The following is a 23,191-nucleotide window of genomic DNA, read 5'->3' on the forward strand; positions in this document are numbered from 1 at the left end:
TCTGAGTATGAGTGAATTCGTTAAACGTGCCAGTAGCGGGCGACCTTTTTTTAGATCGCCCCGGCCGGGCTAGCAGAGTTCCAGATGAACTTCGTGCTGTTCGATCGTTTTCATGACACTCGGTGGCGGTGCCTGGTCGGTAAACAGGTAATCGATCAACCCCATATTGCCCAGGTTAACCATCGCGTTGCGGCCAAATTTAGAGTGGTCTGCCACCAGCATCACACAGCGGGAATTCTCGATTATCGCGCGCTTGGTGCGCACTTCATGGTAGTCGAAGTCCAGCAGGGAGCCGTCCATATCGATACCGCTAATCCCCAGAATGCCGTAATCGAGGCGGAACTGAGAAATATAATCGAGCGTCGCTTCGCCCATAATGCCGCCATCACGGGTACGCACTTCGCCCCCGGCCAGGATCAGGCGAAAATCGGGTTTCGCCATCAGCAACACCGCAACGTTCAGGTTATTAGTGACGATACGCAGATTACTGTGGTTCATGAGCGCATGCGCCACCGCTTCCGGAGTGGTGCCGATATCAATAAACAGCGAGGCGCCATCGGGGATCTGGCTGGCAACACGCTGAGCAATACGCGCTTTCTCTGCCGACCACATCATCTTACGGTCCTGCCAGGCGGTGTTTTCCGAACTGGAGGGTAACGCGGCACCGCCATGATGGCGCTGAATTTTGTTTTGCTCGGCCAGATCGTTTAAGTCGCGACGAATGGTCTGCGGGCTGACATCAAAGTGCTCTACCAGCTCTTCGGTACTGACATATCCCTGACGGCGCACCAGCTCAATGATGGCGTCATGTCGTTGTGTCTGCTTCACGCTGTTCTCCTTTTAGCTTTTTTTATGACGCGTATCGACAAAGGCCATCGCCAGCCCAACCAGCAGCCCGGTAACGTGCGCTGCATTGGCAATCGACAAACCAAACCAACCGAAATACCCCACCAGCAGCCACAAAACCGCAAAGGCCATCAATCCGCGTTGCAGAAAGATCCCGCGCTCAGGGCTGCGCTCACCGCTCAGCCAGGAATAGCCCATCAGGGCGTAGACCACACCGGAAAGCCCACCAAACAGCACACCGCTGAACTTCGCCTGCATCCAGCCGCTGAGCAGCGCGGATATCAGCATAATCACGAACAGCTTGCCGCTGCCGAGCCGCTTTTCCAGCGTGCCGCCAAGATACCAAAACCACATCAGGTTAAACAGAATATGCAGCAGCGAGAAATGCAGTAAGGCATGTGAGAACCAGCGCCACAGTTCAAAGTGCTGGTCTGCATCAGGCCAGGAGAGCAGGCGCATCACGGCGCCATCACCGAGCACCTGCATCAGGATAAAGACCAGCACGCAGGCTGCCATCACCGTCAGCGTGAGGACGCCAGCACGTTCACGCAGATTATCCAGCAGTGAAACATGCTGATAGTGAATGCCGCTGTCTGTCGTGCCCGAGGTCCAGCTGGCCGCCTGATAGCGCGCGTGGTTAGGGTCACGAATAAACTGGTTGAGTTCGTTTTCGACCACTGTCAGCTGCGATTCATCATCCAGCCACAGGGTGTAACCATTATCGTGCTCAACGCGCAACGTCACGCCGCGCGTCGCCATGTAATCGACAAACGCCTGCGCCGGGCGCAGATGAGTAAAATGGGTGATGCGCATAGAGAAGCGACTTCCTTTCAGTCAGACCAGACAAACCGAGAGTATAACGATTTCCCCTTACCGGTTGCAGGGGAAAGCGCGAGCGGTGACAAGAGAGGCGTCAGAGTGCGTCGACCTGCTGCGGGAAAGCGGCACGCCAGGCGTCAAATCCGCCATCAATACTGTAAGCCGCCGTGAACCCCTGACTGAGCAGGAATTGCGCTGCACCTTTACTGCTGTTGCCGTGGTAGCACATCACCAGCACCGGGGTCGTTAACGCCGCCTGGGAGATAAAAGCAGGCAGTGAATCGTTAGTCAGATGAAAAGCGCCGCTGGCATGGGCAGCAGCAAAACTCTGAGGGTCGCGAATATCAACCAGCAACGCATTCTCTTCAGAGAGTTTCTGCTGCGCCTGCTGTACGTTGATGCACTCAAATTGTTCCATGGTGGGTTCTCGTCAAAAGCTAAAAAAGTGACCAAATTACCCCCATTGTAGCCTGAAGGCGGCGCACAATAACCCGGGAGTTAGCAGGGAGATAAACTTTTTCTTGCAGCAAATATGTTACCTGCATCACGCATAATTGTTTTTATTAGGTTAACGCTAGCATCAATGTTGGTTTCCGATTAGTATAATGCTCGAAAACGAACATTAGTGAAAGATTCCGAACATCGGAGGAGATGACGTGGAAACCAAAGACCTGATCGTAATCGGCGGCGGTATTAACGGTGCTGGCATTGCGGCTGATGCTGCCGGGCGCGGCCTGTCAGTATTGATGCTGGAGGCGCAAGATCTCGCCTGCGCCACCTCTTCTGCCAGTTCAAAACTTATCCACGGTGGCCTGCGTTACCTGGAGCACTATGAATTCCGCCTGGTAAGTGAAGCGCTTGCCGAACGTGAAGTGCTGCTGAAAATGGCACCACACATCGCTTTCCCTATGCGTTTCCGTCTGCCGCACCGCCCGCACCTGCGTCCAGCCTGGATGATCCGCGTGGGTCTGTTTATGTACGACCACCTGGGTAAACGTACCAGCCTGCCGGGCAGTAAGGGTTTGCGTTTTGGCTCAGACTCGGTGCTGAAGCCGGAAATCGTGCGCGGTTTCGAATATTCTGACTGCTGGGTGGATGATGCCCGCCTGGTGGTGCTTAACGCGCAGGAAATTGAGAAGCGTGGCGGTGAAGTTCGCACCCGTACTCGCGTGACGCGCGCCTGGCGTGAAAACGGCCTGTGGATCGTGGAAGCTGAAGATATCGACAGTGGCAAAACCTTTACCTGGCGCGCCAAAGGCCTGGTGAATGCTGCCGGTCCGTGGGTTAAACAGCTGTTTGATGACAGCCTGAAGCTGAAGTCGCCGTATGGCATCCGCCTGATCAAAGGCAGCCATATCGTGGTACCACGTGTACACACCCAGAAGCAGGCTTATATTCTGCAAAACGAAGATAACCGTATTGTCTTCGTCATTCCGTGGATGGATGAATTCTCAATTATCGGCACCACCGACGTTGAGTACAAAGGCGATCCGCAGAATGTGAAAATCGACGATAACGAAGTCGACTACCTGCTGAAAGTGTTTAATGCCCACTTCAAGAAAGATCTGGGCCGTGACGATATCGTCTGGACTTACTCCGGCGTGCGTCCGCTGTGTGACGACGAGTCAGATTCTCCGCAGGCGATTACCCGCGATTACACGCTGGATGTGCATGATGATGCCGGCCAGGCACCGCTGCTTTCCGTGTTCGGCGGTAAGCTGACCACCTATCGTAAGCTGGCAGAGCACGCGATGGAGAAACTGAGCAAGTACTACCCAAGTATCGGTGCGGCATGGACCAAAAGCTGTGTACTACCGGGTGGCAACTTTGCCGGAACACGTGAAGATTATGCCGCGACCCTGCGTCGCCGCTTCCCGTTTATTACCGAGGCGATGGCACGCCACTACGCGCGAACTTACGGCAGTAATACAGAACTGCTGCTGAAAGACGCGACCTCTCTTGAGGATCTGGGTGAGCTGTTTGGTCACCACTTCTATGAAGCGGAACTGCGTTACCTGGTTGAGCACGAATGGGTACGCGTGACCGACGATGCTATCTGGCGTCGTACCAAAGAAGGGATGTGGTTGAACGATGAGCAGCAGGCGCGAGTGACCGCGTGGCTGACCGAACACGGTAAGAAACCGGCCGCGCTGTCGTTGGCATCGTAATATCAGCGGGTCGGGCATGCCCGACCCCTACGTTATGGCGGGGCGCAGCGGGTTGGCATGCCCGGCCCGTACATGATTCGTAGGGGCGAGGCATGCCTCGCCCTTTCCGGCTCTGATTACAATCTTATCGGTTTAATCCCCCAGATCTCATCCGCATACTCCTGAATGGTCCTGTCCGACGAGAAATATCCCATATTGGCAATGTTGTGTACCGCACAGCGCGTCCACTCTTCCTGATTACGATACAGCTTATCGACCTTATCCTGAGTATCCACGTAGCTGCGATAATCGGCCAGCAGCTGGTAGTGGTCCCCAAGATTAACCAGTGAATCAAAGATATTGCGATAACGCCCAGGCTCCTGAGGGCTGAATACTCCGGTGGCGATCTGTATCAGGACCTGATGCAGTTCGGCATCCTCCTCATAGAAAGTGTGGGAGTTATAGCCACTGTTGCGCAGCGCTTCGACCTGCGGTGTGGTGTTACCGAAGATAAAGATATTCTCTTCACCCACGTGATCCAACATCTCGACGTTTGCTCCGTCCAGCGTACCAATCGTCAGTGCGCCGTTGAGTGCAAATTTCATATTACTGGTGCCGGACGCTTCGGTGCCCGCCAGTGAAATCTGCTCGGAGAGATCGGCCGCCGGAATAATGATCTGCGCCAGACTCACGCCGTAGTTAGGAATAAACACCACCTTCAGTTTATTTTTCACCTGCGGATCGTTGTTGATCACCTTCGCCACATCGTTGATCAAATGAATGATGTGTTTTGCGGTGTAATACGCTGAGGCGGCTTTCCCGGCGAAGATATTGACCCTGGGCACCCAATCGGCCGTCGGATCGGCTTTGATGCGGTTATAGCGGGTGATGACGTGCAAAACATTCAGCAACTGGCGTTTGTACTCGTGGATACGCTTAATCTGCACATCAAACATCGCACGCGGATCGATCACCACATCCATTTTTTGGCTGATGTAAGCCGCCAGACGTTTTTTATTTTTCAGTTTGGCATTCGCCACCTGCTCAATAAAGTTCGGATAGTCAATATGCTGTTTCAGCTCATCCAACTGGCTCAGTTCGGTACGCCAGGTACGACCAATCGTCTCATCCAGCACATCGGAGAGCGCCGGGTTCGCCAGTGCCAGCCAGCGACGCGGCGTCACGCCGTTAGTTTTGTTGCAAAAACGGCCAGGGAACAGTTTGGCAAAGTCAGCAAACAACGACTGAACCATCAGATTCGAGTGCAGCTCAGAGACGCCATTCACTTTATGACTGACCACCACCGCCAGCCAGGCCATACGAATACGGCGACCGTTGTTCTCATCAATAATGGAAATACGCGACAGCAGCTCCCAGTCATCCGGGTAATATTCCTGGATGGTTTTCAGGAAGTAGTCATTGATGTCGAAGATAATTTGCAGATGACGCGGCAAAATTTTACCGATCATATCCACCGGCCAGGTCTCCAGCGCTTCCTGCATCAGCGTGTGGTTGGTGTAGGAGAACACCTGGCAGGTGACTTCAAAGGCGTCATCCCAGGTAAATTTGTTCTCATCGATCAGCACGCGCATCAGTTCCGGGATCGCCAGCACCGGGTGGGTATCATTAAGATGCAGGGCAATTTTATCGGCCAGGTTATCAAAGGTCTGGTGCATCGCCCAGTGACGATGAAGGATATCCTGAACCGTGGCTGACACCAGGAAGTACTCCTGCCGCAGACGCAATTCACGCCCGGAATAGGTCGAGTCATCGGGATAGAGCACGCGCGACACATTTTCCGAATGGTTTTTATCTTCCACCGCCGCAAAGTAATCGCCCTGGTTAAACTTCCCGAGATTGATTTCATTACTGGCCTGCGCGCCCCATAGCCGCAGGGTATTGGTGGCATCCGTATCGTAACCCGGGATAATTTGATCGTAGGCGGTGGCCAGCACCTCTTCGGTCTCTACCCAGCGTGCGCGGCTGCCTTCCTGCTGAATACGGCCACCGAAACGCACCTTGTAGCGGGTGTTAAAACGCTGGAATTCCCAGGGATTCCCATATTCCAGCCAGTAATCCGGTGACTCCGCCTGGCGACCATCAACGATATTCTGTTTGAACATGCCGTACTCGTAGCGGATGCCGTAGCCGCGTCCCGGCAGACCGAGCGTGGCAAGGGAATCCAGAAAACAGGCAGCAAGACGACCGAGGCCGCCGTTACCCAACCCCGGATCGCTCTCTTCTTCAATCAGCTCCTCAAGGTCGAAGCCCATCTCTTCCAGCGCCGATTTTGCATCGTCGTAGATGCCCATCGCCAGCAGCGCATTGGACAGCGTGCGTCCCACCAGAAACTCCATCGACAGGTAATACACCTGACGCACATCCTGAGACAACTGGGCACGGTTCGATCGCAGCCAGCGCTCGACCATACGATCGCGCACGGCCAGCAAGGTGGCGTTCAGCCACTCGTGCTTATTAGCAATAGACGGGTCTTTGCCAATGGTGAACATCAGCTTATAGGCAATTGAGTGCTTGAGTGCATCGACACTGAGCGTCGGTGAGGCATAGGAGAACGGTGCGTTCATATCAAATTTCCCATTTTCTGGTTACAACAAACGTTGATAGAGATCGCGGTAGGCCACTGCAGCCACCTGCCAGCTAAAATCCATCCCCATTGCCTGACGCTGAACATAGCGCCACAACGAAGGACGGGACCAGAGAACAAAAGCACGTCGAATTGCACGTAATAACGACCAGGCATTACTGTCTTCAAAACTAAAACCGCTGGCGATACCGTCAGCCAGATTTTCCAGTGAGCTGTCATTCACCGTATCTGCCAGCCCTCCGGTACGCCGCACCAGCGGCAGCGTGCCGTATTTCAATCCGTAGAGCTGTGTCAGACCACAGGGCTCAAAACGGCTCGGCACCATAATCACATCAGCGCCACCAATAATGCGGTGCGAGAAGGCTTCGTGATAGCCGATTTGCACGCCCACCTGGCCTGGATACTCGGCAGCCGCAGCAAGGAACCCCTGTTGCAGTTCTGCATCCCCTGCACCCAGTAACACCAGCTGACCGCCCTGCTCCAGCAGCCCCGGCAGAGCTTCCAGCACCAGATCCAGCCCTTTCTGCTTCGTTAAACGGCTGACCACAGCAAAGACCGGCGCTTTGTCGTCGATCTTTAATCCCATGGTGATCTGCAACTGCCGTTTGTTCTCCAGCTTGGCATCCAGCACATCACGGTTATAGCGCGCATTCAGTAGCAGATCCTGCTCCGGATCCCAGATAGCCGGATCAACACCGTTGAGTATCCCGGTCAGCCGCCCTTCCAGCTGGCGCTGTTTCAGCAAGTCTTCCATACCGTAACCAAACTCAGGCAGCGTGATTTCACGTGCGTAAGTCGGGCTGACGGCCGTGATATGATCGGCATAGAACAGCCCGGCCTTAAGGAATGAGATCTGCCCGTAGAACTCCAGCCCGTGCATATTGAAGAAGGAAGGCGGAAGCTGAAGCAGATCCAGATGCCGCGCTTCAAACAACCCCTGATACGCCAGATTGTGGACCGTAAACACCGATTTTGCCGGGCGACCACGCGCCGCAAGATAGGCACAGGCCAGCCCCGCGTGCCAGTCATGGGCATGCACCACATCCGGTCGCCACCAGTTATCCAGCCCACACGCCAGCTCACAGCCAATCCATCCCAGCAGCGCAAAGCGCAGATGGTTATCGGCGTAGGCGTACTGCGACTCATCGTGATACGGACTGCCGGGCCGATCATACAGGCCGGGAGCATCGATCAGATAAATGCCGACGCCATCAAAATGACCAAAGTGTAGCTCCACATCACCGGCAAATGTTTGCAGCTTCGCCACCACCTGAGTCGGTGTAATGGCTTTCTTCAGCGCCGGAAAGGCCGGCAACAACACCCTTGTATCCGTGCCTTCTGCGATTTGCGCCGCCGGTAATGCCCCAATAACATCAGCAAGTCCGCCGGTTTTCAGCAGCGGGAAAATTTCTGAACAGACGTGTAGCACCTGCATTATCGGCTCCTTTTTATCCTTCATACTTGAAGCTGCCTCTGTGTTGGCTGCGTTCACTCACCCGAATCACTTACCTGAGTAAGCTCATCGGGACTCGTTCTCTTGCCGCCTGGATGCAACTTCAATTATTTTGGATTACGTGTGTGCTATCGCCAGCCAAGCTTCGCCAGCATGGTCCTGGTGACAAGAACGATCCCTTCTTCCGATCGGTGGAAACGCCGGGCATCATCATCCGGATTTTCGCCAATCACCGTTCCTTCTGGCAGTACGCAGGCACGGTCTATCACACAACGTCGCAGACGGCAGGAACGTCCCACCTCTACATCCGGCAGTAATACCGATGACTCAATATTGCAGAAGGAGTTAATTCGAACCCGGGAGAACAGCACCGAGTTCACTACCACTGAACCAGAGATAATGCAGCCCCCTGACACCAGCGAATTCATTGTCATCCCGTGACTACCGGAGCGATCCTGCACAAACTTCGCCGGCGGCAACGGTTCCATATGGGTGCGGATCGGCCAGGTACTGTCATACATATCCAGTTCTGGCATCACAGAAGCGAGGTCAAGATTGGCTTTCCAGTAGGCTTCCAGCGTGCCGACATCGCGCCAGTAAGGTTCTGCCGTCTCATCATGCTGAACGCAGGAGAGACTGAAAGAGTGCGCCAGAGCTTCACCACTGGCGACAATTTTCGGCAGCAAATCTTTACCGAAATCATGGCTCGACTCCGGTAACGCCTGATCGACTTCCAGCAGGCCGAAAAGATATTCGGCATCAAAAACATAGATACCCATGCTGGCTAACGCCCGGCTGCTGTCGCCAGGCATTGAGGGTGGGTTCTCCGGTTTCTCAAGGAACTCAACCACCTTGTTATCATCATCCACCTTCATCACGCCGAAGGAACTGGCTTCCTCCAGCGGCACCGGCAGACAGGCAATGGTGCAGCGCGCACCGTTTTCTACGTGATCGATCAGCATGCGCGAGTAGTCCATCTTGTAGATGTGGTCCCCGGCCAGGATCACGATGTACTGCGCACGGTAGCGACGAATGATATCGAGGTTCTGCGTTACCGCATCGGCGGTGCCGCGATACCAGTGGTCGGTGGAAAGGCGTTGCTGCGCAGGCAGCAGATCGACGAACTCGTTCATCTCTTCATTGAGGAAGGACCAGCCGCGCTGGATATGCTGTACCAACGTGTGCGACTGATACTGGGTGATCACCGCAATACGTCGAATGCCGGAGTTCAGACAGTTGGAAAGCGCAAAATCGATAATGCGAAACTTGCCGCCGAAGTGAACGGCCGGTTTCGCACGCTTGGCGGTCAGGTCTTTCAGACGCGTACCGCGTCCACCCGCAAGGATCAGCGCAACAGTTTGTGTAGGGAGTTGCCTTGCCAGCATTACAGGGTCGTTCTTATCTAATTTGACCATGTCTGATTCCTATTATGATTGTTCCTGGAACACGCACACACCGTGGGCGGCTCCATGCCAGACCGTTGACAGAATCGGGTTATCATCCCCGGCAAAGGGAGGAATGGCATGCCATTTCCCTTCAGGTAACACCAGGTCATACACTTCTTCGGTGGCGTTGATCGTCAGTAACCAGTGCTGTGAAAGCCTGATCTGCAAACGATGCGCCCCCTGCTCCCACTGCTCAGTGGTCAACGGCTGTCCCTGGTCGTTCAGCCACTCCACATTGCCATCACCGTCCTGCCACCAGCGATCCTGCTGCAACGCCGGAATACGGCGGCGCAGATGGATCAGTGCGGCAGTGAAAGCAAACAGTCCGCGATCGTGCTGCTGCCAGTTGAACCATGTCAGCGGATTGTCCTGGCAGTAAGCATTATTGTTGCCGTGCTGGCTGTGCCCGTGTTCGTCCCCGGCCAGTAACATCGGCGTCCCCTGCGCCAGCAGCAGCGTGGCCAACAGGGCATGCACGCTACGACGGCGGTGTTCCATAATCAGTAACGGCGCCTGTAATCCTTCCACGCCGTGGTTATGGCTGAAGTTATTGTTGCTGCCATCACGGTTATCTTCGCCGTTCGCTTCGTTATGTTTATGTTCATAACTGACCACATCTCGCAGGGTAAAACCGTCGTGGGCAGTGATAAGGTTGATACTGCTGGAGGGCCGTCGGCCGCCACGATCGAAGATATCGCTCGACCCGGCAAAACGCCGTGCAAAGTCGCCGTTGGACAACTCGCCATGCAGCCAGTAACGCCGCGTAGCATCGCGAAAATGGTCATTCCATTCGGCGAACGGTGGAGGAAAATTGCCGACCTGATAACCCCCGATGCCGATATCCCAGGGTTCGGCAATCAGCTTGCAGCCTGACAGCACAGGATCGGCTGCAATCGCCTGAAACAATGGCGCATCCTGATGATAGTCCGGCGTGCGCCCCAGTACGGTGGCCAGGTCAAAGCGGAAGCCATCGACATGGCACTCTTCTACCCAGTAGCGCAGGCAGTCGAGCATCCACGCCATCACCTGCGGGTGGCTGAGATTCTGCGTGTTGCCACAGCCGGTCCAGTTCTGATATTCCCCCTGCCCGTCCAGCCAGTAGTAGCTCTGATTATCGACGCCGCGCATCGACAGCGTGGGGCCAGTCTCCTCCAGCTCTGCGCTGTGGTTAAACACCACATCAAGAATCACTTCTATGCCAGCCTGATGCAGCGCCTTCACAGCCTGCTGGAACTCCTGACGCGGATGCAGCTGGTGCTGGCCGGAGGCGTAGCGCGCTTCCAGCGCGTAGCAGGCCAGCGGGTTGTAGCCCCAGTAATTACTCAATCCCATCCGCAGTAAGCGCGGTTCACTGGCGAAGCAGGCCACTGGCAACAGCTCCAGACTGGTGATCCCCAGTCGCTGAAAGTAGTCGATCATCACCGGATGCCCCAGCGCCGCGTAAGTGCCGCGTATCGCTTCCGGGATATCCGGATGCAGCTTTGTCAGACCACGTACGTGGGCCTCATAAATCACGGTACTGCCCCAGGGCACGCGCGGTGGCGCATCCTCGTCCCAGTCAAAATCATCGGCCAGCACCACACTTTTCGGTGCCAGCGGCCCGCTATCAAGGGGATCCGGCTGCTGCACCCCACACTGGAAACAAGGGTCGTCCGTGACTTCACCCAGCACTTCGTGTGCGCAGGGGTCGAGCAACAGCTTCGCCGGATTAAAACGTTGCCCCTGCTGCGGCTGCCACGGACCATGCACGCGATAACCATAACGCTGGCCCGGTTTACCGCCGGGGAGGTAGCCGTGCCAGATGTCGCCACTCCGTGAAGGAAGATCCACACGCGTCTCCGTGCCACTGGCATCAAACAGACAAAGCTCCACGCGTTCAGCATGCTGCGAGAACAGGGTAAAGTTCACCCCTTTGCCGTCATAGTGGGCACCGCGCGGTGCTGGAAGTCCCTCACGGAGTGATGTCATTCTGCCTCCCGTACCAGCCACAGCGTCGAGAGCGCAGGCAGCGTCAGACTGAGAGAGTGACTGCGGTTATGGCTGCCCCAGTCATCGGTGCTGACCGTTCCCAGGTTGCCGTTGTTACCGCCGTGATAATGGCCGGAGTCGGTGTTTAGCACTTCGCGCCAGCGCCCGGCACCCGACACGCCAAAGCGATAGCTTTCACGCTGCACCGGGGTAAAGTTACTGGCGACGATTAGTTCATTGCCATCGCGATCGCGGCGCACAAAGACAAACACCGAGTTATCAAAGTCATCCACCACCAGCCATTCAAACCCGGCCGGGTCGAAATCGAGTTGATGCAGCGGCGTCTGTGCCTGGTAGGTATGATTCAGGTCGCGCACCAGACGCTGCACGCCGTTATGCCAGTTGTCTTCCCCTTCCAGCAGATGCCAGTCCAGGCTGGTATCGTGGTTCCACTCTTTGCCCTGAGCGAACTCATTACCCATAAACAACAGCTTTTTACCCGGGAAGCCAAACATCCAGCCGTAATAGGCACGCAGGTTGGCGAACTTCTGCCAGGTGTCACCCGGCATGCGGTCCAGAATCGACTTCTTGCCGTGAACCACTTCATCGTGGGACAGCGGCAGCACGAAGTTTTCGGTGTAGTTGTAAAGCATACCGAACGTCATCAGATTGTGATGATGGCGGCGGTAGATCGGATCGAGCTTCATGTAGTCGAGGGTGTCGTGCATCCAGCCGAGGTTCCATTTAAACCAAAAGCCCAGGCCGCCCATTTCCGGCGGTCGTGACACGCCATCAAAGTCCGTTGACTCCTCCGCCACGGTAATCGAACCGGGGGCAGCATGGCCCAGCGTTCGGTTGGTGTAGCGCAGGAAAGAGATCGCCTCGAAATTCTCACGCCCGCCAACATGATTCGGCACCCATTCGCCTTCGGCGCGGCTGTAGTCGCGGTAAATCATGGATGCCACCGCATCCACCCGCAGGCCATCAATGCCGAAACGCTCGATCCAGTAGAGTGCATTCCCCGCCAGATAATTACTCACCTCACGGCGACCAAAGTTATAGATCAGCGTGTTCCAGTCCTGGTGAAAGCCTTCGCGCGGGTCGCCATGTTCATACAGCTCCGTGCCATCAAACTTCACCAGACCAAAATCATCCGATGGAAAGTGGCCGGGAACCCAGTCCAGCAGCACGTTCAGCCCGGCATTGTGGGCCGCCGTAATAAAGGCACGGAAATCATCGCGAGTGCCGAAACGGCGCGTTGGGGCATACATTCCCAGTGGCTGATAACCCCAGCTCCCGTCGAATGGATGCTCATTGATGGGCAATAGCTCCAGATGGGTAAAGCCCATCTCTTTGGCATAAGGCACCAGTTGTTCTGCCAGCTCTTTGTAACTCAACCAGAAGTGGTTATCCGTGTGGCGGCGCCAGGAGCCGAGGTGCACTTCATAAATCGAGATCGGTGCGTCAAAACCGTTCGCACGCTGGCGCTCCGGTGACAGAGTGGTTTTCTCTGGAATACCGCAAATCATAGAGGCCGTTTGCGGACGCATCTGCGCCTCAAACGCGTAAGGGTCGGCTTTCAGGCGCAGTTGTCCCTGATGGTCGATAATCTCGAACTTATAAAGCTGCCCCTGCGTGGCGCCCGGGATAAACAACTCCCAGATACCAATTTCACGCCGCAGGCGCATCGGATGCCGACGTCCATCCCAAAAGTTAAATTCACCGACCACAGAGATGCGCTGAGCATTCGGCGCCCAGACGGCAAAGCGGGTGCCAATCACACCGTCAATCACATCGCCATGCGCACCCAGGGTTTCATAAGGCCGCAGATGGGTCCCTTCCGCCAGCAGCCAGCTGTCCATTTCCGGCAGCAGTGGACCAAAGCGGTAAGCATCGTCGATTAAATTTTGCTGGCCGTGCCAGGTGACGGCCAGTTGATAGCGAAACGGAGTTTTACGTTTGGGGATCACCCCCTGAAAAAAACCGCGAGAATCGAGGCACACCAGCTGCACACATTTATTGCCCGTACTGGTTTCAATCACCCAGACTTCGCTGGCGTCCGGTAACAGAGCACGCACTTCAAGACCCTTGTCGGTCTTGTGCATGCCCAGTAAAGAAAAGGGGTCAGCAAAATGACCAGAGACTAAAGCGTTAATCACACGACGATCCATAAGCTCTGACATGACTTTCTTCCCGTGATGATCGGCAGTCGACTGGCGGAATCCCCGATTCGGGTATCGCCAATGCACTGCTCTTCATTGAGCCCAAAACACACTGACCGGCAGAGGTAACCTTCCACTGGGTAAAAACCGCCGCAGCGTGCAATAAAATAACGAAGTGAAAAAAAATAATGTTTTAGGAACTGTGGCTTTTTAAGCATAGCCAGGGGAAAACAATAGCCATGGATGAAAGCGTAAAAATATTTCTTTCAGATCAAAGTTTATTGCTTTAAAGGCGTGAGACAGGAACGTCAGACCCTTCTTAGACCTGCCAGGGTTCAAGCCCCGGGCAAGGGGAAGTGACTGAATTCTGGCGCGGAGAATCGCCAGTTAACACAAAGGAAGGTGCACGTAATAACAGTGAAAAATGATGATGCAAATCGAAACAGGGTGACATCCCCCCTGCCAGCGGCAGAGGGGAAATGACCCGAATTAACCCACCAGCAGACGCAACATACGACGTAGCGGTTCTGCCGCGCCCCACAGCAGCTGGTCGCCAACGGTAAAGGCGGAAAGATAATCCGGCCCCATGTTCAGCTTACGCAGGCGACCTACCGGGGTGTTCAACGTGCCGGTAACGGCGGCTGGCGTCAATTCACGCATGGAGATATCACGGTCGTTAGGGACCACTTTCACCCACTCGTTATGTGCGGCCAGCATCTGTTCGATTTCAGCCAACGGCACATCTTTTTTCAACTTCAGAGTAAACGCCTGGCTGTGGCAGCGCAGCGCACCAACGCGCACGCACAGACCGTCAACCGGGATGACGCTGCTGGTACGCAGGATTTTGTTGGTTTCCGCCTGGCCTTTCCATTCCTCGCGCGTCTGACCGTTATCCAGCTGTTTGTCGATCCACGGGATCAAGCTGCCTGCCAGCGGTACGCCGAAATTATCAGTTGGTAACACGCCAGTGCGGCTCAACTCGGTGACTTTACGCTCAATGTCGAGGATGGCAGAAGCCGGGTCCTGCAACTCTTTCGCCACGTGGTTGTGCAGCATGCCCATCTGGGTCAGCAGTTCACGCATGTGGCGCGCACCGCCGCCGGAAGCCGCCTGGTAGGTCGCCACGGATGCCCACTCCACCAGGTTATTTTCAAACAGACCGCCCAGTGACATCAGCATCAGGCTCACGGTGCAGTTACCGCCAACGAAGGTTTTTATTCCGTTGTTCAGGCCGTCGTGGATCACCTTGTGGTTGACCGGGTCGAGAATAATAATAGCGTCATCTTTCATACGCAGCGTGGATGCCGCATCAATCCAGTAGCCGTTCCAGCCGGCTGCGCGCAGCTTAGGATAAATATCGCTGGTGTAGTCGCCGCCCTGGCAGGTGATGATAATATCCAGCGCTTTCAGCGCTTCAATATCAAAGGCATCCTGCAACGTGCCCGCAGACTGGCCGCCGAACGCTGGCGCCGCCTGGCCGTGCTGAGACGTCGAGAAGAATACCGGGCGAATCACATCAAAATCGCGCTCTTCGCTCATGCGCTGCATGAGTACCGAGCCCACCATCCCACGCCAACCTACCAATCCTACAGATTTCATCATTACCTTTATCCCGGGCTACTTTACTTGCCATTTTCGCCCCCGGCAGTGCTCGCAATCCTCACGTACTTCAGTACGCTACGGTTGCTGTACGCTGGCGGTAAGCAAACTGGCTGCGACAGTGGCGCCTGACCTGTTAGAGTTAAAATATTAGATTGCTAAACCTTACAAGTTGCAGGAAAAGTGGCAAGTGAATTAAATCGATTAGACGGTTTTTTTTAGCAGCTCTGCTTATAAGAGGCGAACATTGATTAATAAAGAGAACAACAACGATGACTGAAATGATCTCGGCCACGATATTATTGTTGCTGATAATGGATCCATTGGGCAATTTGCCGATTTTTATGTCGGTTTTGAAGCATCTGGAGCCGAAACGTCGACGGATGGTGCTCATTCGCGAAATGCTGATCGCGCTACTGATCATGCTGCTGTTTCTGTTTGCGGGCGAAAAAATTCTCGCGTTCCTGAATCTGCGTACCGAAACGGTATCGATCTCCGGCGGTATTATTCTGTTTCTGATCGCCATCAAGATGATTTTCCCTTCGCAGGAAAGCAGCAGTAGCGGGTTGTCAGCAGGTGAAGAGCCGTTCCTGGTGCCACTGGCAATCCCCCTGGTGGCAGGGCCCTCTCTGCTGGCAACCCTGATGCTGCTGTCACACCAGTATCCACAGAATATGGGCCATCTTGTCGGTGCACTGCTGATTGCGTGGGGGCTGACGGTGGTGATTTTACTGCTATCGGGGCTGTTTTTACGACTGCTGGGAGATAAAGGGGTCAATGCGCTGGAGCGTCTGATGGGGTTGATTCTGATTATGCTGGCAACGCAGATGTTTCTGGATGGGATACGCGTTTATCTGAAACTGTAATCCTTACATGGCGTTAAGGTCGAGGCATGCCTCGACCCTACGACACAGGTGTTAATACGCAGGAGCGAGGCACGCTTCAATCCTGCCAACATCGTATTAATACCTAGGGGCGAGGCACACCTCGCCCTTGCTGACTACGACAACAATTCGAACGCAATCATACCGATAATTGCCCCAACGGTGCCGAGTATGGTTTCCATCAGCGTCCAGGTCTTCAGCGTCTGCCCTTCGGTTGCCCCCGTAAAGCGGCCAAACAGCCAGAAACCGGCATCATTGACGTGGCTACAGATAATTGAACCTCCGGCAATACAGATCGACAGCGCGGCCATCTGCGCACCGGAATAATGCAGCGGTTCAATCACGGGCATAATCAGGCCCACCGCCGTTAAACAGGCCACCGTTGCCGACCCCTGAATAATGCGCACGGCACCGGCCAGCACGAAGCAGGCCAACGCCACCGGCAAACCGGCCCCGGTCAGCGCATTACCCAGCGCCGGACCCACACCGGAATCCACCAGTACCTGTTTGAACACGCCCCCGGCACCAATCACCAACAGGATAATCCCCGCAGGCTGTAACGCCGCACCGCAAATCTCCATCACGCGCTCTTTATCCATGCCCTGACGGTATGCCAGACCATAAATCGCCACCAGGCAGGCGAGCAGGATGGCGGTAAACGGATGACCGATAAACTCCAGCCACTCGTACAGCGTAGAGCCAGGCGTGGTAAAGCGGGCGCCAACAGTTTTCAGCCCCACCAGCAGCAGGGGAAACAGGATCAGCGACAGACTGAAGCCAAACGAGGGCAGTTTGCTCTCATCAAATTCAGGATGATCGCCTTCCGCGGGGATACCAAAAGTCACATGCTGGCTGATGAAACGGCCAAACAGCGGTCCGGCAATCAGCATTCCCGGAATGGCGGCACACAGGCCCAACAGAATCATCCAACCGAAATCAGCATGCATCTGCGAAGCCAGCAGCATCGGCGCTGGCCCGGGCAGCAGAAACGCCGCCGCAGCGGCCACCCCGGCAAACAGCGGGATAACCAGCTTCACCAGGTTATCGCCGGTACGGCGCGCAACCGCAAAGGCAATGCTGATTAACAGCACCACGGCCACCTCAAAGAACAGCGGCAGGGCACAAATCAGCCCGGCAATCCCCATCGCATAATGGGCACGGCTTTCACCAAAGGTTTTCAACATACGGATGGCGATCTGATCGACCGCGCCCGTTTCATGCAGAATTTTGCCAAACATCGCGCCCAGCGCAACCACGATGGCGAGGAAGCCGAGCGTACCGCCCATGCCCTTTTCCATCGTGGTGGCAATTTTATCCAGCGGCATCCCGGAGAACAGACCTGCGCCAATAGACACTAACATCAGCGCCACAAAGGCGTGCATCCTTGCCTTCATCACTAAAAACAGCAGCAGCAAAACCGAGCCCGCCGCCGTTAACACCAGTGTTGCAGTACTCATTACACCCTACTTATTTTTTTCTGTCGCACCGTCAATGGTTTTGAGTGTTGCCGCAACAACGTCATCAAGTGACTGATTAATATCGACGACCAGCACATCATCTTCATCGCTGCCCGGCTCTTCCAGCGTGGCAAATTGTGTCACCAGCATCTGCGGTTTGAAGAAGTGCCCCTTGCGTGCACGCAAACGCGACTCAATGGTATCGAAGTCACCCTTCAGATAGACGAATGAGAGGTTGCTGTTACCTTTGCGCAGAATATCGCGATAACTTTTTTTCAGTGCCGAACAAACAATCAGTGACACATCGTTGGTGCGCTGCATGGCGAATGCCGCATCGTTGATCGACTCCAGCCACGGACGACGATCGTCATCATTCAGTGGATGGCCTTCAGACATTTTTTCAATGTTGGCGCGTGGGTGCAGAAAATCACCATCGAGGAAGGCCGCCTTCAGTTGATGCGCAACGGCATTGGCAACGGCAGATTTGCCGCTTCCGGATACACCCATCAGTACGAAGACGTGATTAGGCGATGAATGAGTGGTCATTGTTTTGGCTCCGGCAGAGAGGTAGCAGATGTGTTCGGTTATTTGTTATCGGTAACATTGTCTGGATGTGCAGTGAGTATGGCAACAGCCACGGCGGAAAAAGCTGGTAAATGTGAGGTGGTTCAAAAAAATGACAGATTCAGACGGAGAGAGGCACAAAGGGGTAAGTCGATGGAGGCGTAGGGGTCGGGCAGGCCCGACCTGTATTAAATACTCCCGCCCGCCAGAATCGTAAAGCCGACATCCACCGGTGCCGTATCCACGTTTTCACCGCGAATACGCGCCAGCAACAGCGCTGCAGATTCATGCCCCATACGCTCACGCGGCGTCTGCACCGTCGCCAGCGACGGGTTAACCACATGAGCAATATCGTGGCCGTGGAAACCGGCAATCGCCATCTGTTGCGGCACTTGCAGCCCCTGACGCTGGCACTCAAACATTGCACCGACCGCCAGGTCGTCATTGGTACAAAACAGGCTGTCAGTCTGCGGATAGCGCTTCTGCGCTTCGCACATCAGCATCGCACCGGCGGAAAACGACGATGCCGCTTCCATCATCACGCAGCGAGGCTCCAGCCCGGCTTCCTGCATCGCCAGGCGATAGCCCTGCTCTTTTTGCAGGGTGCGTTCATCCAGGCGTGCGCCGAGATACACCGTATGACGATGGCCTTTTTGCAAAATGGCATGGGTCATCTGGCGGGCCGCTTCGACATTATCAAACCCGACCGCCATATCGAGGCACGGCGAGATGCAGTCCATCATCTCAATCACCGGGATGCCGGCGGTTTCAATCATGCGCAGGCTGGCAGCAGTATGGGTGCGTTCGGTGAGGATCAGGCCATCAATGTTCCAGCCCAGCAGCGAGCGCAGCTGTAGCTCTTCTTTTTCAGCGCTGTAGCCAAAATGACCCAGCAGCGTCTGGTAACCCGCTGCATCGGTCACCGCTTCAATGCCGCGCAATACATCGGCAAAGACCTGGTTAGTCAATGAGGGAAGTAATACGCCAATCGCCCGACTGGTGGCATTAGAGAGCATATCGGGGGCGCGATTAGGGATATAACCCAGCTCATCCAGCGCGGCAGCGATCTTGCCCTGCAACGCGGCAGAAACCTGATCGGGATGACGCAGATAGCGGCTAACGGTCATTTTAGTGATGCCTACGCGATCGGCAACATCCTGTAGTACCGGTCTTTTTTTCTTCATCTGACTTCAACGAATAGGAACGAGTTGAGCTGAGTGTAACAAAGATAGGGATAAAAAAGAGGAAGGGTGCGGTAAACCGCACCCAAAATGTGACAGGGAGAACACTTAGACCGGTGGCAGGTCGAACAACAGGATTTCGGCATCGCTGCTGGCAACAATCGCCAGGGATTTTTCATCCCAGATGGCAAACGCGTCAGACGTTGTTGCCGCTTCACCGTTGACGGTAACCGCCCCTTTCACCACCTGGATCCAGATACGACGACCCTCTTCCACCTCTACGCTACCCTGCTCAGCGGATTTCAGCGCCCAACGGGACAGCGTCATATCCTGGAACACCTTCAGCGAACCCTCACGGGCATCCGGTGACAGCACCAGCTGGCGTCCCTGCACATCGTCGAAGCGGCGCTGCGCGTAACGTGGCTCAAGACCGGTTTTTTCCGGGATGATCCAGATCTGGTACAGATGCAGCGGTACATCTTTGCTGGCGTTGTACTCAGAGTGACGGACCCCGGTACCGGCGCTCATAATCTGGAATTCACCCGCCGGGATCTGCTCTTTGTTGCCCATGCTGTCTTTGTGTTCAACCGTACCGGACAGCACGTAAGTCAGGATTTCCATATCTTTATGAGGATGCGTACCAAATCCCTGACCACCATCAATCACATCTTCGTTAATCACTCGCAGTGCCGAGAAGCCCATAAAATTGGCATCGTAGTAATCGGCAAAAGAGAAGGTGTGGTAACTGTCCAGCCAGCCATGATTTGCATGACCACGATCTTGTGCTTTGCGTAAGTAAATCATATTCAATTCTCCTCAACGTTTTGACACAGTCTGGACCTGTAGCGCTGTGGATGATAGCGGATAAAATTGTCTTCTCTGTTCAAAATATTCGATATAAATGCGCAGAAAGAAACAGGAGAATTGCAGATGTGCGGCGGAAGACAGGCAAAAAAAAAGCCAGCACCCGAGCTGGCTAAGAAATACTGAAGCAATGTGAGCAATGTCGTGCCTTCTCAGTCTGTGCCAGAGGCCTTCCTGAAAACGCATGACAATAATAATCATTATCATTCGCACTTGTAAAGCCATTTTCTGATTATTTTTTGCTTGATATGGCGATAAAAAACCCTGATTTTAAAGAGGATTATACAATCTACGGAGAGGGAAAATGAGTGAGATTATTGTTCGACATGTGCTTGCGGAAGATGCCACTGCCATTTATCAGTTGTACAGCCAGCCGGAAACCTATGCCGATACACTACAGCTCCCCCATCCCTCGCTAAAAAAGTGGCAGGAACGCATCGCCTCTGTGCCGGATGGCATGCAAATGCTGGTGGCCTGCAGGGGTGATGAAGTGGCTGGCCAGGTCACGCTGGAGGTCAACAATCGCGCCCGCCGCCGTCATACCGCCACGTTTGGCCTCGGGGTCGATGTCCGTTATCGCGGCCAGGGTGTGGCGAAAGCGATGATGCGTACGATCATCGATCTCTGTGATAACTGGCTGAACGTTGAGCGTATCGAACTCACGGTCTTTGCCGACAACCATGCCGCTATCGCGTTGTATGAACAATTTGGTTTTGAAACTGAAGGCTGCGCCCGGCGTTATGCATTACGCAATGGCCAGCAGGTTGATGCCCTCTACATGGCGCGCTTCCGGTCATAACTGGCGTGGTGCCAAAGCGAGCACTATCTTGCGGGGATGAGCCCAGTATGAGCCCTCCCCTGCATCATCAAATCCTGATCGTTTTCATTTTACCGCGACGCTCAATCTTGAGCACTAATTGCCCTGCCGGAGTGTCCGCCAGGGCAATACGGAGTTGATGAAGGCCTTCAGGCAGGACTTTACTGCCGTTAACTTCCACCAGCACATCCCCATTTTGCAGACCAAAGCGGGCCAGTGCGGTCGGGGAATGAGAAAAGAACTCAACCCGATGTGCGTAATAACGAACGGAAAGGATGCGCTGCGGTTCAGGCTCGTCGCGAGTAAAGTGTTGCTCCCGATAACAAAACAGCATTTTTTTCGGCATGAAAAGATAGCTATCAAAGCGGGCCAGAAAGTTCATCCCCAGACCATATGCTCCCTGTTTGTTCTCACGTACCAGCAGCTTACCCAGCGGCATCTGATTAAAACTTAAGCCTGTCAGTGAATACCCAACACTTACCGCCTGGCCAGTTAGCCCCAGAACGGGCTGATTGATGCCTGTCAGCACCGCGCTTTCAGGACGTTCGCGGCTTGCTTTAATCAGCTCATCACCGATGTAACTGTAATAAACGCCGGTATCAACCCGCATATGGACCGGGCGATTGTGATAGTCCAGCAACAATTCAGGCCCGGAATCATAGGCATCGCGGTAGGGAACACACACCGGGTAATCCAGCGTGCCGGGCGCTTGCTGCCAGACGCTGAGCTGCCCCTGTTGATTATCAACCTGCCACGCAAACTGGCGAAAAATATCCTGGCCTAAAATCCCGTCAATTTTCACACCGGTCACCTGAGTAAAGGCACTGAGATCCATCCCCAGCCACGGGGCACTGGCGGGCAACACGCGATCGCCAATAGCCAATGCCATCGGCTGCCAAAGCAGGAGTGCATCTGCAGGCAGCGGCCCACCCGGCGTCTGAAGACCTGCCGCCAGGATAGCCCGTTGCAACGCCGACACCTGGTCAACGGGGAGCCGATGCGTCAGCTCACTCGCCAGCGCATTATCAATCACCAGCGTACTGATGCCCGTATCCAGCAGGAAATGGTACTGCTTGCCGCTGATGGCCACCGGCACAATCAGAACATCGGGCCGCACGGGGCTCGTTAACACGGCCTGTGGGGCGGAGACAGGAATGCGGTCGGCCAGAGCCGATAATGATCCCGACAGCAGCGCAGCGGAAAAAATGATGGTCAGTGCAGAGTACTTCATAACCTTCCTTGTAGTGGATGCCCCATGTTCCAGTATTGGGGGCCCTGTGACGTTTACGTTTCTTCAATCTACGTTAAAAAGAGGACAAAACGAGATTTAAGCGTGCTAATTGTCGAGAAAAAGCAAAAAACACTGGATTGAACCCAACTCACTCATCCCCCTGTCACACTCACATTTGACACCTTTTTTTTGAGGTTTTTTTGAGGTGATTCGTGCGTATTGTTAATGAAATGTAAGTGATAAGGTGGTCTGGAGCCATTTTCTCTGACGACCAACCCTACATAAATCAACAATAAAGGCAGTTTAATCATGAGCTTAAATATTAATCAGCAGTTTCACGGTAACGTCTATGTGGTCACGGGCAGCACTCAGGGACTGGGCGCTGCCGTTGCAAGATTACTGGCAGAACGCGGCGCGCGCGGGCTGATCCTTTGTGGCCGAAACCGCAAGGCCGGGGCGGCTCAAGAAGAGGCGTTACGGGCACTCGGCTGTGAAGCCTGGTTTGTCGCCGCCGATATCAGTGACCCACAAGCCTGCGAACAGGTGATTGCCGAAGCGGCAACGCGCTTCGGTACGCTGCATGGTCTGGTGAACTGTGCCGGAATGTCCGATCGTGGCACCATCCTCAATACGACCCCCGAACTTTTTGACGCCATCTTTGCCGTCAACGTCCGTGCGCCATTCTTTCTGATGCAGGCGGCGATCAAACTGATGATTGCCAATAAGGTGGAAGGCAGCATCGTCAATATTATCACCATGACCTCTCACGGCGGCCAGAGCTTCCTCACCACCTATGCCGCCTCAAAAGGCGCACTGGTTACGCTGACGAAAAACGTTGCTTTCAGCGCCATGCGCAACCGCATTCGCGTTAACGGCCTGAATATTGGCTGGATGGATACACCACACGAAGATGACATCCAGAAGCAGTATCACCAGGCGAGCGACGACTGGCTGGAAAAAGCCGAACGCGAGCAGCCCTTTGGCCGACTGTTGAAGCCCCGGGAAGTGGCCCGTGGCGTGGCATTTTTACTCTCTGAAGAGTCCGGGATGATGACCGGTGCCGTCATCGATTTTGATCAGAACGTGGTGGGCTGCGGTGATGATGGTGCACCACAGCCTCAGCAGATACTGGCCCTGTAAGGAGCGACC

At 54.7% G+C, this 23,191-nt stretch carries 18 protein-coding genes; 4 read left to right on the forward strand and 14 right to left on the reverse strand.

The annotated features are described in order from the left end of the window. Nucleotides 1-69: 69 nt before the first annotated feature. From WH277_RS02875 to glpE, 3 genes are all read right to left on the reverse strand, one after another. A complete protein-coding gene (locus WH277_RS02875; protein WP_133846643.1) occupies nucleotides 70-828 on the reverse strand; it encodes a DeoR/GlpR family transcriptional regulator in 759 nt (252 codons plus the stop codon). 12 nt (nucleotides 829-840) lie between these two features. Further along, nucleotides 841-1,659 carry a rhomboid family intramembrane serine protease GlpG gene (glpG, locus tag WH277_RS02880; protein ID WP_133846642.1) on the reverse strand — a complete coding sequence of 273 codons (819 nt, stop codon included), beginning with the start codon at nucleotides 1,657-1,659 and terminating at the stop codon, nucleotides 841-843. A gap of 100 nt (nucleotides 1,660-1,759) precedes the next feature. Continuing rightward, nucleotides 1,760-2,083 carry a thiosulfate sulfurtransferase GlpE gene (glpE, locus tag WH277_RS02885; RefSeq protein WP_133846641.1) on the reverse strand — a complete coding sequence of 108 codons (324 nt, stop codon included), beginning with the start codon at nucleotides 2,081-2,083 and terminating at the stop codon, nucleotides 1,760-1,762. A gap of 238 nt (nucleotides 2,084-2,321) precedes the next feature. Between glpE and glpD the strand changes: the two genes are divergently transcribed. Further along, nucleotides 2,322-3,833, forward strand: coding sequence for a glycerol-3-phosphate dehydrogenase (gene glpD / locus WH277_RS02890; protein WP_133846640.1), 1,512 nt, complete (start codon nucleotides 2,322-2,324; stop codon nucleotides 3,831-3,833). A gap of 116 nt (nucleotides 3,834-3,949) precedes the next feature. Here glpD and glgP read toward each other — a convergent pair whose 3' ends face one another. The 6 genes from glgP to asd all read right to left on the reverse strand — a co-directional run bounded on the left by glgP (nucleotide 3,950) and on the right by asd (nucleotide 15,044). Further along, a complete protein-coding gene (glgP, locus tag WH277_RS02895; protein ID WP_133846639.1) occupies nucleotides 3,950-6,397 on the reverse strand; it encodes a glycogen phosphorylase in 2,448 nt (815 codons plus the stop codon). Nucleotides 6,398-6,418: 21 nt separating this feature from the next. Next, nucleotides 6,419-7,852, reverse strand: a complete 1,434-nt coding sequence (gene glgA / locus WH277_RS02900) for a glycogen synthase GlgA (RefSeq protein WP_133846638.1) — start codon at nucleotides 7,850-7,852, stop codon at nucleotides 6,419-6,421. Nucleotides 7,853-7,998: 146 nt separating this feature from the next. Beyond that, nucleotides 7,999-9,285 carry a glucose-1-phosphate adenylyltransferase gene (glgC, locus tag WH277_RS02905; protein WP_133846637.1) on the reverse strand — a complete coding sequence of 429 codons (1,287 nt, stop codon included), beginning with the start codon at nucleotides 9,283-9,285 and terminating at the stop codon, nucleotides 7,999-8,001. A 12-nt stretch (nucleotides 9,286-9,297) separates the two neighbouring features. Continuing rightward, nucleotides 9,298-11,283, reverse strand: coding sequence for a glycogen debranching protein GlgX (glgX, locus tag WH277_RS02910; RefSeq protein WP_133846636.1), 1,986 nt, complete (start codon nucleotides 11,281-11,283; stop codon nucleotides 9,298-9,300). After that, nucleotides 11,280-13,466 carry a 1,4-alpha-glucan branching enzyme gene (glgB, locus tag WH277_RS02915; RefSeq protein WP_133846635.1) on the reverse strand — a complete coding sequence of 729 codons (2,187 nt, stop codon included), beginning with the start codon at nucleotides 13,464-13,466 and terminating at the stop codon, nucleotides 11,280-11,282. The genes glgX and glgB overlap by 4 nt, the downstream gene beginning before the upstream one ends. 468 nt (nucleotides 13,467-13,934) lie before the next feature. Beyond that, nucleotides 13,935-15,044 carry an aspartate-semialdehyde dehydrogenase gene (gene asd, locus WH277_RS02920; protein ID WP_133846702.1) on the reverse strand — a complete coding sequence of 370 codons (1,110 nt, stop codon included), beginning with the start codon at nucleotides 15,042-15,044 and terminating at the stop codon, nucleotides 13,935-13,937. A 272-nt stretch (nucleotides 15,045-15,316) separates the two neighbouring features. Between asd and WH277_RS02925 the strand changes: the two genes are divergently transcribed. Continuing rightward, the gene (locus tag WH277_RS02925; RefSeq protein WP_133846634.1) at nucleotides 15,317-15,910 is read left to right on the forward strand and encodes a YhgN family NAAT transporter; all 594 of its coding nucleotides are present in this window, start codon (nucleotides 15,317-15,319) and stop codon (nucleotides 15,908-15,910) included. Nucleotides 15,911-16,044: 134 nt separating this feature from the next. Here the strand turns inward: WH277_RS02925 and gntU are convergent, their stop codons facing one another. The 4 genes from gntU to WH277_RS02945 all read right to left on the reverse strand — a co-directional run bounded on the left by gntU (nucleotide 16,045) and on the right by WH277_RS02945 (nucleotide 19,934). Then, entirely contained in the window at nucleotides 16,045-17,385 is a 1,341-nt protein-coding gene (gene gntU / locus WH277_RS02930) for a gluconate transporter (protein WP_133846633.1), read from the reverse strand. A gap of 6 nt (nucleotides 17,386-17,391) precedes the next feature. After that, entirely contained in the window at nucleotides 17,392-17,931 is a 540-nt protein-coding gene (gntK, locus tag WH277_RS02935) for a gluconokinase (RefSeq protein WP_133846632.1), read from the reverse strand. 206 nt (nucleotides 17,932-18,137) lie between these two features. Beyond that, entirely contained in the window at nucleotides 18,138-19,133 is a 996-nt protein-coding gene (gntR, locus tag WH277_RS02940) for a gluconate operon transcriptional repressor GntR (protein ID WP_159337835.1), read from the reverse strand. Nucleotides 19,134-19,238: 105 nt separating this feature from the next. Then, nucleotides 19,239-19,934 carry a pirin family protein gene (locus tag WH277_RS02945; protein WP_133846630.1) on the reverse strand — a complete coding sequence of 232 codons (696 nt, stop codon included), beginning with the start codon at nucleotides 19,932-19,934 and terminating at the stop codon, nucleotides 19,239-19,241. 364 nt (nucleotides 19,935-20,298) lie between these two features. Between WH277_RS02945 and WH277_RS02950 the strand changes: the two genes are divergently transcribed. Continuing rightward, on the forward strand, nucleotides 20,299-20,793 hold the full coding sequence (locus WH277_RS02950; protein ID WP_133846628.1) for a GNAT family N-acetyltransferase: 495 nt from the start codon (nucleotides 20,299-20,301) through the stop codon (nucleotides 20,791-20,793). 67 nt (nucleotides 20,794-20,860) lie between these two features. Here the strand turns inward: WH277_RS02950 and WH277_RS02955 are convergent, their stop codons facing one another. After that, complete coding sequence (locus WH277_RS02955) at nucleotides 20,861-22,042, reverse strand: aspartyl protease family protein (protein ID WP_133846627.1); 1,182 nt, start codon at nucleotides 22,040-22,042, stop codon at nucleotides 20,861-20,863. Between the two features lie 309 nt (nucleotides 22,043-22,351). On the opposite strand from WH277_RS02955, the gene WH277_RS02960 reads away from it, so the two are divergent. Further along, nucleotides 22,352-23,182, forward strand: a complete 831-nt coding sequence (locus WH277_RS02960) for an SDR family oxidoreductase (RefSeq protein WP_133846626.1) — start codon at nucleotides 22,352-22,354, stop codon at nucleotides 23,180-23,182. Nucleotides 23,183-23,191: the final 9 nt, after the last annotated feature.

The sequence above is a fragment of the Erwinia sp. MYb416 genome (genome assembly GCF_037479575.1).
In the GTDB taxonomy this organism is placed as follows: Bacteria; Pseudomonadota; Gammaproteobacteria; order Enterobacterales; family Enterobacteriaceae; genus Erwinia; species Erwinia rhapontici.